Origin of the sequence: Candidatus Ancaeobacter aquaticus (genome assembly GCA_030765405.1) — a bacterium.
GTDB lineage: Bacteria > Auribacterota > Ancaeobacteria > Ancaeobacterales > Ancaeobacteraceae > Ancaeobacter > Ancaeobacter aquaticus.
Genome location: JAVCCP010000047.1, coordinates 1 through 14,761, shown reverse-complemented (window position 1 = coordinate 14,761; position 14,761 = coordinate 1). Strand labels below are relative to the sequence as shown.

The window sequence follows — 14,761 nt, the reverse complement described above, 5'->3', positions numbered from 1 at the left end:
CTTTACAGGATACCTGTATCTTTTTTCGGCTATCGTTTGCTATCCCGTTTCTCTTGCTCTACTTTTTACTCTTTTCGAGTTCGTTTCCTCGCGATTATTCCGCTAAACGTCATTTCGCAGAAGTCTTTATGTATGACGAAAAAGGAAACCTTATCGGTTTTGACGTAGAAATCGCCAAGGACATAGCATCAAAGTTGGGAGTGGAGTTAGAGCTTGATCGCAGCGCAAAAACATATGACGAGGTAGTAACTTTAGTTCTTGAGAAAAAAGCGGATATTGCAATATCATGCCTTAGCAATACTCTGGATCGCGCGCAGAGACTTTTACTCACTGATCCGTATATAACATTGTATAAAACATTATTGATTAACAGGTTACTTGCCGCTAAAACGAAACGGGGAGACGATCTCGATAAACTGTTAAATCATAAAGATGCAATGATTGGTGTGGTACGCGGCAGTGCATATGTTGGTTTTGCAAAAGAAGAATATCCTGAAGCGCAGGTTGTTCTTTATGATAGCTGGAATAAGCTTGCAGATGCAGTTTTTAAAGGCAAGATACTTGCCCTGATCTATGATGATGTTGCCGTCCAGCAATGGCTAAAGACAAAACCTATTGCATCAATTAGGCTACATATGGAAGTGCAAAAAGATAAAAAAGATCCGATATCAATGGCTGTTCATTGGGAAGATGTGCAGTTGTTTGTATGGTTAAATCAGTTTTTGCTTCGAGAAGATTTGAACGGAACAATGGACAAGTTAATTATAAAATACTTTAAAGATCAATCATGGATACAAGAAAAATAATATTTTCATTTTTATCATGCAAATGGTTATTGTCACCATTTGCAATTTATGCCGGGATTATACTGGGATTTATACTCGGTATATTTTTTAAAGATTTTGCGGCATTGTTAACTCCGTATGGTAGCGTATTTCTATCTCTTTTACAGATGTTTGTTATTCCTATTTTGATCACCGCTGTTATATCGAGTATTGGACGATTGATCCAGTCCGGTAAGACAATGAGGTATATAGGAAGGCTTCTTGTGATATTCGTTACCGGTTTATTCGCGGTGAGTCTTATTGGCATAGTTATTGGTGTCATTGCGCGGCCGGGAGCGGATCTCAGCGAAGAATCGCAAGTAACATTGGGAAAAGTCATACTCCAGTCCGAGATACAATCAACAGGTGGTCAGCAGGACAAGTCAGGTAAGGGGATTGTCGGATTCATAAAAAGCATGGTCCCGTCAAATTTCTTCAGGGCAGTTAATCGTGGAGATAATCTTTCAATACTCTTTTTCTGTATTCTTTTAGGACTAGCGCTTGGTTTTGTGAGATCGCGATCAGGTGATATAACCTTAACGGTAATTGAAACTTTTTATGATGCATTTCAAAAACTTATCGGATGGGTCAGATATATATTTCCCTTCGGCTTATGCTGTCTTTTTGCGTCACAGATCGCCCAAGTTGGATATCACATATTAAGTGCACTCGGGATTTTTGTTGTTTTTTTCTATATAGCGGCATTTATCGTGATATTAATCTATAACGATATAATATGGGTGCGTACCGGAAGAAAAGGATCATTTTTTAGTCCTTTTTTAGCGTTGCGTGATACTCTTGTTATCGCATTTGGTACGTCAAATACCTATGTTGCAGTACCGTCTTCATTGCGCTGTCTTAATCGTAATCTGGGAGTAAAAAAAGGTACGGCAAATTTTATTATGCCACTTGGTGTAAATCTTAATCCGCAGGGTACGGCGCTTTACTTTGCTCTTGCATCAATTTTTGTTGCTCAGATATATAATGTCCATCTTGGTTTTGAAGGCTATTTTATGATCCTTGTTGGTGCTGTTTTGACTGCGATGATAACACCAGAGGTTCCCGGTGCGGGTTCAATCGGTATGATAGCATTTATATTAGGGCCGTTAGGAATTCCTACAGGAGCGGCAGCAATATTTTTGTTTGCTGTGAGTCCCATTACAGATCCTATCCTTACTGTTACAGAAATTCAGGCAAATTGTGCGGCAGCTGTGTTAGCGGATAAAAGGAAGAAAAAAGTTGATAAACCTGAAACACCTATGAGTCAAGTCCCGCAATTAAAAGTATAAGCTGAGTCCCAGAAATTCTTGATGCTTTGTTTTGTTTTTTTTGATTTTAATTTTTTGGTCTGTAGTCTATGGTCTGATGTCTGTAGTCTGATATGTCTGTTTATTTCGGAAAGATAAGGCAATCAGCGATTACCTGTTTTGCTTCAAGAATGTGATCAACAGATACCCCGACAAGAGAATGATTTCCGTCTCGTTCAAGAATATGCATGCCGTGAATATTAATATCTGCATCCTTAAACTTTTTGGTTATGTGTGCAAGCGCACCGGGCTTGTCAGTGAGTAAAAGGACAAGGTTTTCCTGTGGTACAGCTTTGAAAAGACCTTCTTTCATAGTGGCGTTACGCAATGTTTCCAAAGCCAGATCGTACTTATCAACCGATATAACGCATGCTTCCATACCTTTGAGTGATTGTAATTCATCTACATCAATCTCATCGATATTAATATTCTTTTCAGCAAGGAGTTCAGTGATTGTTGCAAGAACACCTACTTTATTTTTAGCAACTATAAAAATCTTGTTCATATTTAGCCTTTGTTTTTAGCATTCTTTATATCATCAAGAAATTCATCAATCATTTCTTTTGTGACACTCGGCATAATGATAATATGAGAAATATCTCCCTGGGGTGCCAGCTGCCACTTGTTTATAATATCTTGTGATGGTCGATCAAAAACGACGGTTGTTGCAAAGTCATTTTTCCATGCGTTGCATCCGAGCTTATTGAGTTCAGCTAATGCATAGTCTGCACGCTCAAGGCAATCTGAAACCTTTTTCTTAAAACCATCTACCCCTATATTTTTAATTGCATACCATAGAAATATAGGGCTTATTCCGTTACGAGAACCGGTAAGCGTTGTATCAAGCGTCCCGACATATTCAACAAACTTTGAGATCTTATCGACATTTTTCTTTTTTGCCAGTACGACACCGCATGGTATTGGGCATCCTATGAATTTGTGTCCGCTTACTGAAATGCTGTCTGCACCTGCAGCAAAATCAAATGGTGTGGCATTATCAATAAAGGGAAGTATCATACCGCTTAAAGCGGCATCACAATGGATGTAATATTCTGTGATAGCCAATTCTTCCATCATTGATCTTATTTTACCGACGTTATCGATAGCCGCTCTCATGGTGGTACCGATCGTTAATAGAAAAATGGGAGGAACTTCTCTTCTGATGTGTATTGTTTCTTTAAGGTCATCGTAATCAATTTCACCATTTTTTTGTGAACGGATCATGATATTTTTCATTCTGAGAACTCGAAAACTTTTTGTAATGCTATAATGCACATCTTGAGAGTGATATACAATACCCTCGGGATATAGTTCACGTGCAAGGTAGAGCCCATACATATTTCCTTCTGTTCCGCCATTAGTGACATATCCCCAGAAATTATCTTTATCTGCGTGCATAAGTCCTGCAAAAAAATCTAACACTTCACGTTCGAGAGTATGCGAGTTGAGACGATAATGTGTCGGGATATAAGGGTCGCCTATATTATTTACCGTGTATTCAAGGAAAGGAAAGAGGCGGTCATAATCAAAATCCTGATTGCATGGATAGCCCATAAAGGTTTTTGAGGCGTTTTGTACTTCATTAAACATATGATCAATTTTTTCGATGTCTTCTTTTGAGAGATTAAACATAATAACTACGTTCCCGTGTAAATTGTTTAAAGACATAATAAGTATAACACATAACAGAAATGTACACATACATAATAGTCTTTACTGACGAGATATTATCTGAGGGTGAATATGAAACAGTTTTTGCTTTAAAGATTTCATTCTTCGCTATATAATTACACGAATAGAGATGTGATAATAACGATAAGCAGGCGTGTATGCAGTTTTTAAGTGAACAAAACATAATGCTTTTTCTTGTGCAGGTATTTATACTGTTGGGGTGTGCTCGTGGGCTGGGTGAGCTGTTCCGTCGGTGGAAACAGCCGGCTCTGACCGCGGAGATACTCGTAGGAGTAGTACTTGGCCCGACACTTTTTGGGCGTTATTTCCCGCAATTGCATAGTATAATATTTCCTGTAGATCCTATTCAGCAAAGTATGTTAATGACCGTATCGTGGCTGGGTGTGCTGTTTCTTCTTCTTGAAATAGGTCTTGAGATCGATTTTTCGAGTGCGTGGAGACAGCGGGGTGATGCGCTCAAGATCGCCTTAACCGATATTATTGTCCCGATGGCAATTGCATTTTTGCCTATTTATTTCCTGCCGAGCCGCTATTTGATCAATCCTGACCAGAGGCTGATATTTACATTTTTTATGATCACGGTAATGGCAATTACCGCTCTGCCTACGGTTGCCCGCGCATTGCATGACCTGAAACTTTCTAAAACCGATTTAGGGTTTTTAATTATGTCAGCGCTTTCAGTTAATGACATTATTGGATGGCTTATTTTTACCATAGTTTTGGGTTTCTTTACTCAGGCAAACCTGGCATTTGGAAAGATAGTATTTCTGTTGAGTGCAGCAATTGGTTTTACCGTGTTATGTTTGACTGTTGGCCGGACATTCGCAAACTATACAATTTCAAAGATCAGAGAAAAGCAAATGCCTGAACCCGCATCGTCACTCACCTTTATTTGCCTCTTAGGTCTTGCGTGCGGTGCGATTACACAAAAGATCGGAATCCATGCATTATTTGGTTTTTTTATTGCCGGTGTTATGGCCGGTGAAGCAAAGGCGTTATCCGAACGAACACGCCAGGTTATATCTCAAATGGTGTATGCGGTATTTGTTCCGCTCTTCTTTGCGAGTATTGGTCTGAAGATCGACTTTGTTAAGAACTTTGATCTGTTTCTCGTTCTCATTGTTACGGTTGTCGGCACATTTGGGAGGTTCTTTGGTACATGGATCGGAGTATCGATTGCAAAATTACCGAAAGTAAACAGGCTTACAGTTGCGATATCACATATTCCCGGTGGTGCGATACAAGTTGTTGTCGGTGTGTTGGCTCTTGAGCATAATCTTATATCTGAACCCGTATTTGAAGCGATAGTTTTTGGTGCGATTATTTCAACCGTTATTCTTGGGCCTCTTCTAGATTATTCTATACGAAAAAGAAAAGAAGTGAGCTTGCTAGAGTATTTCTCACGCAGGGCGGTTATCGGAGAGCTCAAAACGGATGAAAGAGACGCTGCAATACGTGAACTCTGTGAAAAAGCGGCTTTTGAGGAAAGCATTGGTGATGTGGATAGTTTATTTAAAACTGTTCTTGTTCGTGAAAATGATATGGGAACAGCGATAGAAGATGAGATAGCAATACCGCATGCACGAGTGGATTTTATCCAGAGACCGGTCATTATTTTTGGACGGTCTCCAGAAGGTATTGAGTGGGATTCACCTGATGGTAAACCAACACATTTTATATTTTTGATCCTTGTTCCGAAGGATGATGATGTACAGGTACAAATTCTTGCCGCTATTGCCAGGTCAATGAGCGATGAAAAAGCGCGGGACGCAATTATGCGTGCAAAAGAAGATCTGGGCATTTGGAAAGTTTTACAGAAGCTGTTTACTACCCGTCACATTGTAAGAAAATAAGAGCGTTATAACAGGCAATATTCTATGAAAATGAAAAACAGTATAACATTTAAACTTATTTCCTCAATTCTCATTTCGAGTTCTATTATCTTTGTCGTTATATTGAGCTACAATTATCATTATTCCAGAAAACTGATCGCTGAAAAGATCCGTGAGAATGCAGATGATACCGTGAATCTTACTATTAACAAGATCGAATCAATACTGCGGGGAGTTGAAAAGCTACCTGAAAATTTTGCATACCTATTGGAAGAAGCACCATTTAGTAATGAAAAAATAAGTGAGATGCTTCGTTCTGCGGTTACAAAAAATAATGAGGTTTTCGGGGCAACAGTAGCTTTTGAGCCCCATGCCTTTGATCCACAAAAAAAGTATTTCGCGCCATACTATTACAAAGAAGGCGACAAGGTCGTATCGACATCTCTTGATGGAAGTGAATACAATTATTTTGATCAACCGTGGTATCGCAATGCAAAAGATCAGGCGAAGCCTGTGTGGAGTGAGCCGTATTACGATAAAGGCGGTGGCAACATTATTATGGCAACGTATTCGGTACCGTTTTATAAAAATGTTGATGGGAAAAGAAGATGTATGGGTGTTGTGACAGCGGATATTTGTCTTGCATGGCTCCAGAAAATTGTATCATCAGTAAAGATTGCTGAGTCAGGGTATGCTGTTTTGATATCAAAAAAAGGAAAATTTGTAACTTATCCGCATGAAAATATGGTAATGCGCAAAACCATATTTGATATTGCACGAGAAATGGACAATGATGCGTTACATGAGGTTGGGCAGAAAATGGTGCGCGGTGAGGAGGGGTTTATTCCATTAATCGATCCTCTCACCCGCAAAAAGAACTGGCTGGCATATGCCCCGATCCCTGCCAGCGGTTGGGCGCTTGGCGTTATTTTTCCGCAAGATGAATTAATGGCGTCAATATATACTCTGACTAAAGTGAATGTAGGCCTAGCGGTTATCGGTTGTATAGTGCTTGGTATAATTATTATCCTTATATCTGGCGCGATTACTCGTCCATTGAGACTCCTGGCTAAAACAACGCAAGATGTCTCTCAAGGAAACCTGGATTTTATCCTACCCAAGATTACGTCCCGCGATGAGGTCGGTTTATTAACATCATGTTTTGAAAGTATGAGAGTTTCTCTTAAAGAGTATATACAAAATCTTAAAGAAACTACGATAGCAAAAGAAAGAATGGAAGGGGAGCTCCGCGTTGCTCATAGGATACAGATGGGTTTTGTGCCGGAAACATTTCCTGAAAAAAAAGAATGTGATCTGTTTGCGCTCTTACAATCAGCTCGCGAGGTTGGTGGAGATTTCTATGATTACTATTTTATAGATGATGATCATCTGTGTTTTGTGATAGGTGACGTTTCGGGAAAAGGTGTTCCTGCCGCACTCTTTATGGCTATTGGTAAGATTCTTATTAAGACTCTTGCGCAAGTAACGCATGATCCCGGCGAATTAATTCAGAGGGTAAATGCCGAGCTTATTAAGGAAAATGATTCCTCAATGTTTATTACACTCTTCTTTGGAGTGCTGGATATTAGATCAGGAAAGGTCAGATATGTGAACGCTGGTCATAATCCACCGCTTTTGGTGCGATCAGGTAGTGCGTCAGAATATATGAATAGTACTGAAGGTACTATTGCAGGCGTATTTGAAGAAGCAAAGTATACATCTTCGGAATTAGTGTTAGGGGAGGGCGATGTGCTTTTACTGTATACTGACGGTGTGACCGAAGCGATAAATGAGAAAGAAGAAGATTACAGTGAAGAAAGGTTGAAAGATAAAGTTAATAAATTCCATGAAATGGACTCAAAAAAAATGGCGGATAAAATATTAGAGGATGTTACCCTGTTTGCTGGAAGTGCACCGCAAGCCGATGATATTACATTAATGGCACTCAGATATTGCGGCAGTAGTGAAGGAGTAAAAAGTGATAGATAGAGAAAATATTGTTATAAAAAATGAACTTGAAGAGATTAATGTGCTTACAGAAAAGCTTCATGCATTTTGTGTAAAGCACCATATACTAGAGAATTTTGAGCATGATATCAATCTGGCAGTTGAGGAGATTGTTGTTAATGCGATAACCTATGGATATAGTGATGAGGAAAAACACAATATCGTTATAAAGCTTAAAACGGTTAATAGCGAAATATGTATAATTGTAGAAGATGACGGGAATCCTTTTGATCCGCTCACGGTAGAGAGTCCAGACGTACACAAAAAGCTCGAAGACCGTGAACTTGGAGGATATGGGATACATTTTGTGAAAAATATTATGGATAATCTTTCCTATAGACGTAAAGACAATAAGAATATCTTATCTATGACAAAAAAAATTCAAAAATAACTTGCCACAGAAAATAACATGTGTTACTTTCTATACTTTCGTAACACGGAGAGCTCAATGTCTGAACTGTATAGATTCGGTGTCTCATTAGAAAAAGATCTAATAAAACGATTTGATGAGCTTATCGAGCATAAGAATTACAAAAATCGATCTGAAGCGTTGCGTGACCTCATTCGTGAAGATCTCGTCAAAGAATCATGGGAGCATGATAAAGAAGTTGCCGGAGCGATTACCTTAATATATGACCATCATAAGAGAGAGCTCTTAAATACTATTACCTGTATACAGCATGATTTTCAAACCTTGATCATGGCTACTCAGCATATACACTTAGATCATAATAATTGTCTGGAGATATTAGCGATAAAAGGCAATGCGCGCGATACACAAAATCTGGTCCATAAATTAAAATCAATAAAAGGGATAAAGCACTGTACCTTGAGTATGGCATCGACAGGTAAAGACATCTAATTTTTTTTAACACTTCGTGTTACATATTTAAATAACGTAGCACGATAATAAAACTCTACGGCTATTAAACCACACCGCCTATCCCACTGCGTCGGTGGATATAAATAGCTACAAATTGCAATAAATAGTATAAGGAGGCATAAGTCAATATATGAAGAAAGTTATAATTATTATAGGATTGTTATTCGTTGCCTCAAATTGCGCTTATGCAAAACAGTCTAACATTGCTGCAACTCTTGAGAAGTTGAATTCCCGGATGCAGATGTTAGAGGAAAAGATCGAACATCAAAACGAGCTTATTAAAACACAGCAATCAATGCTGGCGAAGCAACGAAGAGAGCTTGATATGATCTCAACAACAATTTGTACTCATGATAAAGCGGTATGTCAGCATAAGGAAGAAATAAAGAATCAGTATAATACAATTACGAATGTTTCACACAAAATTAAGGATATTACAAAGGCTCTGGAGATACATCGCGTGCAATTTGGTGAGATGAGCGATATGCTTCCAATGAGAGACAAAGGTCGCCCCGGTTTGTCTATACAGGGGTTCGAATTCAGCGGTGGCAGTACAGCAGTTTTTCAGGGCACGCATAATGCCAATAGAAGCGGTCGGGACAAGAAGGAAGCACGTAACATAAATGCATCACTTGATATGATGTTATTTAAGCACTTTAAAGATTTTGGCGCTGCATTTTTGCATCTTGAAGGAGGTGAGGGGGCGGGTATTGATCCGGACCTTTCGGTATTAAGCGGGGTTAACCGAGATGCTGATAATGATACGAATATAAGGATGACTGAGCTGTGGCTTGAAACATACTGGTTTGACAAAAAGATCACCGCTTTAACCGGTAAGATGGATACGTCGGTATTTTTTGATAATTGTGCGTTTGCCAATGACGAGACCAGACAATTCATCTCAGACATATTTCGCAACAATCCGGCGCTTGAATTTCCCGAAGATAACAGTATTGGTCTTATTGCCGCCATTGAACCGTGCGAATATTGCGAACTCAGCCTTGGCGCATTTGACGGTAACGCGGACTGGAACAATATATCTGATAACCTGTTTAGTATCGCTCAGCTAACAATCAAACCAAAGCTTTTTGACAAAGAGGGTAACTATCGTTTTTACATATGGGACAATGACAGTTATCACCAGAGGTTGTCTTCAGAAGCCGATATTGCCCGTGATCCGGACAATCCCGATCTTCTCAACTTTAATAAGGATACGAACTGGGGTATGGGGCTTTGTTTTGATCAGTATCTAACCGAGCACATTGGCATGTTTGTGCGGTTTGGTAATCAGGACAGGCGTCCATCGATTGTGCAATACTCATGGAGTACAGGTTTTCATATGGAGGGTGGTATGTGGGGCCGTAAAGACGATACTGCTGGCATGGCTATTGGCCAGCTGATACCAGGAAAAGATTATCGTAAAGCGGATTATGAGCGAAAAGGGAAGAATGAAGGGCATGTTGAAATGTATTACCGGTGGGTGTTTAATGACTTTGTTGAGTTTGGACCAAATTTTCAACTGGTATGGAATCCTAATGCCGCGGATGCGATTGAACACGACACGATATGGATTTATGGTGCTCGCGCGCAGGTAAACTTTTAATTAGAGGTTTAATCCTCCCCCCGTGCTTCGCCACCGCGTAGGTGGAACAGTCCCTGTTCCACCTACGCGGTGAATATAAAGGGGAAATAGTAGGAATAAATAGTATTAGATAGTAATTTATTAAACATGAGGAGGTGTATATGCATATACCAGATGGATTCTTATCGACTCCAGCATGGGTATCAACGTGGGTTTTATCATTTGGAGGGCTCGCATACTGCGTTAGAAAGACGAAAGAAGTTCTGCAGGACAAGGTGGTTCCTTTAATGGGTGTCATGGCAGCTTTCATTTTCGCTGCGCAAATGTTGAATTTTCCTGTTCTTGGAGGAACGTCAGGACATTTATTGGGCGGAGTTCTCGCGGCAATTTTGCTCGGCCCGTATGCGGCAGCCATTGTGTTGTCCTGTGTATTAATAGTGCAGTGTATTGTATTTCAGGACGGTGGACTCACCGCTCTTGGTGCTAATATTTTTAATATGTCTATTATAGGTACCATGGGGGGGTATTGTGTGTACCTTTTAATGCTACGAATCTTCAATAATAACAAGAAAGTACTGATAGCTGCAGGAATAGCAGCATGGGTATCAGTTATGTGTGCATCAGGGTTGTGCGCTGTTGAACTTGCCCTTTCCGGAATGTCGCCTTTTAAAGTTGTTTTGCCGGCAATGCTTTTTGTCCATGCGTTTATTGGTATCGGAGAAGCGATTATTACCATGCTGGTCATAAGTTTTGTCTTAAAGGTTAGGCCGGATTTGATATATAATACGAGGGAGGCACCACATGAGTAAAAAAGAGATATTTGTTGCGATTATAATAGCACTTTTCTGCGCGGTTATTCTTTCGCCCTTTGCGTCTGAATCGCCCGATGGTTTGGAAAAAGTGGCCGAAGAAAAAAGTTTTATTGAGCAAGGTGAAAGAGAACCGATAATATACGCCCCTGTACCGGATTACGTTTTTCCCTGGATTAAAAGCGAAGGGATGGCCACAGCAACAGCAGGAGCTTTTGGGACGTTAATAATGTTCTTTCTTGTTTATGGTATTGCTCGCATGTTGAAAAGACCGAATGCAAAAAAAGGGTAAATAGAAATGCATCACGCATTTATTGACATGTACAGCGACATAAATAGTCGTGTGCACAGGTGTGATCCGCGTCTCAAGATCATATTGTTCATCTATTTGATTGTATGTATCGTTACAACCGCGCCGCAAAAGTACCCTTCTTTCTTATTGTATGCTTTTTTGATAATGTCTCTTATTTTGATTGCGCATCTTCCGGTTGTTGCTTTGATCAAACGATGCATGATCATCATACCGTTTGTTTTTCTGATCGCGCTGAGTGTGCCATTTATGAAGCAGGGCGTCCCGGTACTGACCTTTAACGTTCTTACCATTCCCGTTTCGGTAACACAGGAAGGCCTTGAAATGTTTGCAGGCGTTATTATAAAAGCGTTTTTATCGATACTTGTTATGAGTGTGCTTATCTCGACATCACATTTTACAGACCTGCTCAAAGCGTTCCAACGATTAAAGGTGCCGGATATAATTATTACAATACTCTCGTTTATGTATCGCTATATATTTGTTCTCATCGATGAACTTCACAAAATGAAAATTGCGAAAGAATCTCGTACTGTCGGGAGAAACATACTGTTTCAATGGAAGGCATTTGCGCATATGCTGGGAGTCTTATTTGTGCGAAGCTATGAACGGTCTGAAAGCGTGTATTGCGCGATGTGCGCGCGGGGATTTCAAGGGCATATAGTAACTATTAATGAAAGCGCCATTACTTTTCGTGATACAATGAGTATGATTATAATCGTGTCCATTATAACAGGGATCAAGCTATTGACATAAAACAGGAGCCGTAATGAGTAAAAGCGTTGTATCGTTTAGCAAGGTTAATTTTTTATATCATGATGGGACGAAAGCACTGCAAGACGTATCATTTAACCTGTATGAGAATGAAACGCTCGGTGTCATTGGGCCCAATGGCGCGGGAAAATCAACCATGCTCCTGCATATGAACGGAATTTTGCAGGGCACCGGTGAAGTATCTATATGTGGTATGAAAGTTTCAGAGAAGAATAAATCCAGGATCCGAAAAAAAGTGGGACTTGTATTTCAGGACCCTGATTCACAGCTTTTTATGCCTACTGTTTTTGACGATGTTAGTTTTGGTCCGCTGAATATGGGTCTCAATAAAGATGATGTTATACAATCTGTACACATGGCTTTAAGAGAAGTAACGATGGAAAGTGCTATAGACAGGCCTTCCCATCATTTGAGTTTTGGGGAGAAAAAAAGGGTGTCAATTGCTACCGTGCTTTCAATGTCTCCTGATGTTCTTGTGTTGGACGAGCCGGCAAGCAATCTTGACCCGCGATCACGGAGAGAACTCATAACATTACTCAATAACTTTAAACATACAAAAATAATTGCCTCACATGACCTTGAAATGATACGGCAAGTATGTAATAGGGTCATTCTTTTGGATAACGGATGCATCATATCAGACGGCAATTCTGATGCGATTATGAGAAATGAAGAGCTTATGATTTCTCATGGGCTTGAAGTGCCCTACTCACTGAGAAACAATGTGACATAATAGGGTTTAGTGGTATAATAAGATCAACAGTATGCATGTTATCGAGGAGATCATGTCCCAAAAAAAAGTTTTGATAATTGAAGACGAGATAGAGCAAGTTCATATGTTGCGCATTATTCTTGAGAGCAAAGGATATGATTGCGTATGGGAGGTTGATGGCGAAAAAGCGGTCAGTAGTATCCTCCGTGAAAAGCCTGATCTCATACTCCTTGATATTCTTATGCCAAATATTGACGGCTATGAACTATGCAAAGAAATTAAGAATGTTACCGACTTATCGAAAATTCCGATTATTGCGATTACCGCATCAGGTGACCCATTGATTGAAGAATCGTGTAATGATGTTGGTATTGATATGGTTGTCAGAAAACCATATGTTACAGAAGATGTAATGGAAAAAATTCAGTCTTTACTTGGGTAATATATAGAGAAGTAATACCTATCTATAACGAGTGAGAGATTACATAGAAAAGTCTTATCAGTGAAGTGCTATATCAGTTGTTGCTTTTAACATACTATAAAGAAAGAGGATATTTTATGGAAAATGCCCTGAACAATAATGCTGGAAAAATAATCTTAGCTAAATACTGGTGGGTTCTTGCTGTACGTGGTATTTTTGCCCTGCTGTTTGGTATTTTTGCTTTTACCGTACCCGGGATTACTCTTGAGGTTCTTATACTTTTCTTTGGTGTATTTGTGTTTTTGGATGGTGTGTGTTCTTTAGTGTCAGCATTCCATCACCACCCGGATGCCGGCGGAAGAGGAGAACTTATAGTGCGTGGTATATGCGGTATTGCGGCAGGTTTGATTACCTATTTTTATCCAGGCATAACAGCGATAGTTTTTCTTTATATAATAGCTTTTTGGGCAATTGTTGCCGGTATATTTGAAGCGGTTGTTGCATTTAAATTGCCATCTAAACAAAACGGAAAGATACTTCTTCTATTAAGCGGTTTCCTATCGATACTATTTGGCGCGTTTTTAATTTTCTGGCCGCTCAATGGAATCGTTGTCATTGTATATGTCATCGGTGTTTATGCCCTTATGGCAAGTGTAACCCTTGTTTCGTTGGCATTCATTGTGAGAAAAGGTATATCCACTCATAAGTAATGATATCGAGTGTAGACGATTGATGGGTGTATTTTAATAAAAAATATTTTTATTTTTTCTGGGCTTTGAGTATATTATTTATCCTCAATAAAAGAACTTCTTTTTTAAATGGCTTTTTAATAAAGTCTTCAACTCCCATTTCTAGTCCTTTTAGTTCAGCTTCTTCTGTAGATATTGCCGATAAAAATATTACCGGTGATGGTATGCCTTTCTGGTGTACCATTTCAAGTAGTTTAAATCCATCTAAATTAGGCATGTTTATGTCGGAAAGTATCAAATCAAAGGTGTTTTTACCTAAAAGCATGAGTGCGTCGATCCCATCAACGGCAGAGGTGATTTCATAGCCCGCATTCTTTAAATGGAGCTCAATCAATGTGAGTGTGTCGGGATCATCTTCAACAATAAGGATGGATGGGTTCTTAGTTTCAGTCTGGTCTGTTTTCTGCTCGACTTCCTTCTGTATGTGTTTGACCTCTTCTTTTGGTTGAGAACTTATTTCTTCCTTTACGTCATGCTGCATTTCTTCAACCAGTACTTTTTCATACACGTCTCTTGGTGAGACAGTCATTTGTTTTACCCGCAGAAGGTATTGGTGCTTGTTCTTCTTTTCGCACTGCAAGAGCGGCGAAATATTCGCTCTGTAATACATCCTTTATAGTTTTGGGTGTTGCGATAACAATTTTATAAGAACTCGTTTCGCCGCCAATCTGGTCTATAAGGTCTAAAAGGCTCCAGTTAAACGGATTACTTATTACGATAGCTTTTTCTCCATCTTTGTCCTTTGCAGCCGCAATGGAGTTCTCGCGGCAAAATGACAGTGATAAAATACTCAGATCAACTTCATCATGGTTAAATTCTTCCAGAAAATCAGCATGTATGAATTCTGAGATATAGTGAG

General features: G+C 39.4%; 17 protein-coding genes. 13 read left to right on the top strand and 4 right to left on the bottom strand.

The features are described 5' to 3' along the window. On the top strand, positions 1 to 806 hold an 806-nt coding region (locus P9M13_06020), incomplete at its 5' end, for a transporter substrate-binding domain-containing protein (GenBank protein ID MDP8262838.1). Continuing rightward, positions 788 to 2,113, top strand: coding sequence for a dicarboxylate/amino acid:cation symporter (locus P9M13_06015; protein ID MDP8262837.1), 1,326 nt, complete (start codon positions 788 to 790; stop codon positions 2,111 to 2,113). The genes P9M13_06020 and P9M13_06015, both read left to right, overlap by 19 nt. A 100-nt stretch (positions 2,114 to 2,213) precedes the next feature. Here P9M13_06015 and P9M13_06010 read toward each other — a convergent pair whose 3' ends face one another. Next, a complete protein-coding gene (locus P9M13_06010; GenBank protein ID MDP8262836.1) occupies positions 2,214 to 2,636 on the bottom strand; it encodes an ACT domain-containing protein in 423 nt (140 codons plus the stop codon). A 2-nt stretch (positions 2,637 to 2,638) separates the two neighbouring features. After that, complete coding sequence (locus P9M13_06005) at positions 2,639 to 3,763, bottom strand: histidine decarboxylase (GenBank protein MDP8262835.1); 1,125 nt, start codon at positions 3,761 to 3,763, stop codon at positions 2,639 to 2,641. Between the two features lie 197 nt (positions 3,764 to 3,960). Between P9M13_06005 and P9M13_06000 the strand changes: the two genes are divergently transcribed. The 11 genes from P9M13_06000 to P9M13_05950 all read left to right on the top strand — a co-directional run bounded on the left by P9M13_06000 (position 3,961) and on the right by P9M13_05950 (position 13,863). Continuing rightward, positions 3,961 to 5,676: a cation:proton antiporter gene (locus P9M13_06000; GenBank protein MDP8262834.1), complete on the top strand. Its 1,716-nt coding sequence runs from the start codon at positions 3,961 to 3,963 to the stop codon at positions 5,674 to 5,676. Positions 5,677 to 5,700: 24 nt separating this feature from the next. Next, positions 5,701 to 7,644 (top strand): SpoIIE family protein phosphatase, encoded by a 1,944-nt coding sequence (locus P9M13_05995; GenBank protein MDP8262833.1) that lies wholly within the window; start codon positions 5,701 to 5,703, stop codon positions 7,642 to 7,644. Continuing rightward, on the top strand, positions 7,634 to 8,053 hold the full coding sequence (locus P9M13_05990; GenBank protein MDP8262832.1) for an ATP-binding protein: 420 nt from the start codon (positions 7,634 to 7,636) through the stop codon (positions 8,051 to 8,053). Before P9M13_05995 ends, P9M13_05990 begins: the two co-directional genes overlap by 11 nt. A gap of 18 nt (positions 8,054 to 8,071) precedes the next feature. Continuing rightward, positions 8,072 to 8,524, top strand: a complete 453-nt coding sequence (gene nikR / locus P9M13_05985; protein MDP8262831.1) for a nickel-responsive transcriptional regulator NikR — start codon at positions 8,072 to 8,074, stop codon at positions 8,522 to 8,524. A 151-nt stretch (positions 8,525 to 8,675) separates the two neighbouring features. Next, positions 8,676 to 10,148 (top strand): carbohydrate porin, encoded by a 1,473-nt coding sequence (locus tag P9M13_05980; GenBank protein MDP8262830.1) that lies wholly within the window; start codon positions 8,676 to 8,678, stop codon positions 10,146 to 10,148. A 140-nt stretch (positions 10,149 to 10,288) separates the two neighbouring features. Then, a complete protein-coding gene (locus P9M13_05975) occupies positions 10,289 to 10,936 on the top strand; it encodes an energy-coupling factor ABC transporter permease (GenBank protein MDP8262829.1) in 648 nt (215 codons plus the stop codon). After that, positions 10,929 to 11,228: a PDGLE domain-containing protein gene (locus P9M13_05970; GenBank protein MDP8262828.1), complete on the top strand. Its 300-nt coding sequence runs from the start codon at positions 10,929 to 10,931 to the stop codon at positions 11,226 to 11,228. Before P9M13_05975 ends, P9M13_05970 begins: the two co-directional genes overlap by 8 nt. Before the next feature lie 6 nt (positions 11,229 to 11,234). Further along, positions 11,235 to 12,002: a cobalt ECF transporter T component CbiQ gene (cbiQ, locus tag P9M13_05965; GenBank protein ID MDP8262827.1), complete on the top strand. Its 768-nt coding sequence runs from the start codon at positions 11,235 to 11,237 to the stop codon at positions 12,000 to 12,002. 13 nt (positions 12,003 to 12,015) lie between these two features. Next, positions 12,016 to 12,753 (top strand): ABC transporter ATP-binding protein, encoded by a 738-nt coding sequence (locus P9M13_05960; protein MDP8262826.1) that lies wholly within the window; start codon positions 12,016 to 12,018, stop codon positions 12,751 to 12,753. A 52-nt stretch (positions 12,754 to 12,805) separates the two neighbouring features. Next, a complete protein-coding gene (locus P9M13_05955) occupies positions 12,806 to 13,174 on the top strand; it encodes a response regulator (protein ID MDP8262825.1) in 369 nt (122 codons plus the stop codon). A 116-nt stretch (positions 13,175 to 13,290) separates the two neighbouring features. Next, entirely contained in the window at positions 13,291 to 13,863 is a 573-nt protein-coding gene (locus P9M13_05950) for an HdeD family acid-resistance protein (GenBank protein ID MDP8262824.1), read from the top strand. A gap of 49 nt (positions 13,864 to 13,912) precedes the next feature. On the opposite strand, the gene P9M13_05945 is transcribed toward P9M13_05950, so the two are convergent. Further along, positions 13,913 to 14,431 (bottom strand): response regulator, encoded by a 519-nt coding sequence (locus tag P9M13_05945; protein ID MDP8262823.1) that lies wholly within the window; start codon positions 14,429 to 14,431, stop codon positions 13,913 to 13,915. Continuing rightward, on the bottom strand, positions 14,403 to 14,761 hold a 359-nt coding region (locus P9M13_05940), incomplete at its 5' end, for a hypothetical protein (GenBank protein MDP8262822.1). The genes P9M13_05945 and P9M13_05940, both read right to left, overlap by 29 nt.

Excerpts from the sequence above, each read along its gene's own strand:
- P9M13_05995 (MDP8262833.1), top strand. The coding sequence starts at position 5,701 with ATGAAAATGAAAAACAGTATAACATTTAAACTTATTTCCTCAATTCTC.
- P9M13_05945 (MDP8262823.1), bottom strand. The coding sequence starts at position 14,431 with ATGACTGTCTCACCAAGAGACGTGTATGAAAAAGTACTGGTTGAAGAA.
- P9M13_05955 (MDP8262825.1), top strand. The coding sequence starts at position 12,806 with ATGTCCCAAAAAAAAGTTTTGATAATTGAAGACGAGATAGAGCAAGTT.
- cbiQ (MDP8262827.1), top strand. The coding sequence starts at position 11,235 with ATGCATCACGCATTTATTGACATGTACAGCGACATAAATAGTCGTGTG.
- P9M13_06010 (MDP8262836.1), bottom strand. The coding sequence starts at position 2,636 with ATGAACAAGATTTTTATAGTTGCTAAAAATAAAGTAGGTGTTCTTGCA.
- nikR (MDP8262831.1), top strand. The coding sequence starts at position 8,072 with ATGTGTTACTTTCTATACTTTCGTAACACGGAGAGCTCAATGTCTGAA.
- P9M13_06005 (MDP8262835.1), bottom strand. The coding sequence starts at position 3,763 with ATGTTTAATCTCTCAAAAGAAGACATCGAAAAAATTGATCATATGTTT.
- P9M13_05950 (MDP8262824.1), top strand. The coding sequence starts at position 13,291 with ATGGAAAATGCCCTGAACAATAATGCTGGAAAAATAATCTTAGCTAAA.
- P9M13_05980 (MDP8262830.1), top strand. The coding sequence starts at position 8,676 with ATGAAGAAAGTTATAATTATTATAGGATTGTTATTCGTTGCCTCAAAT.
- P9M13_05975 (MDP8262829.1), top strand. The coding sequence starts at position 10,289 with ATGCATATACCAGATGGATTCTTATCGACTCCAGCATGGGTATCAACG.
- P9M13_06015 (MDP8262837.1), top strand. The coding sequence starts at position 788 with ATGGATACAAGAAAAATAATATTTTCATTTTTATCATGCAAATGGTTA.
- P9M13_05970 (MDP8262828.1), top strand. The coding sequence starts at position 10,929 with ATGAGTAAAAAAGAGATATTTGTTGCGATTATAATAGCACTTTTCTGC.
- P9M13_06000 (MDP8262834.1), top strand. The coding sequence starts at position 3,961 with ATGCAGTTTTTAAGTGAACAAAACATAATGCTTTTTCTTGTGCAGGTA.
- P9M13_05960 (MDP8262826.1), top strand. The coding sequence starts at position 12,016 with ATGAGTAAAAGCGTTGTATCGTTTAGCAAGGTTAATTTTTTATATCAT.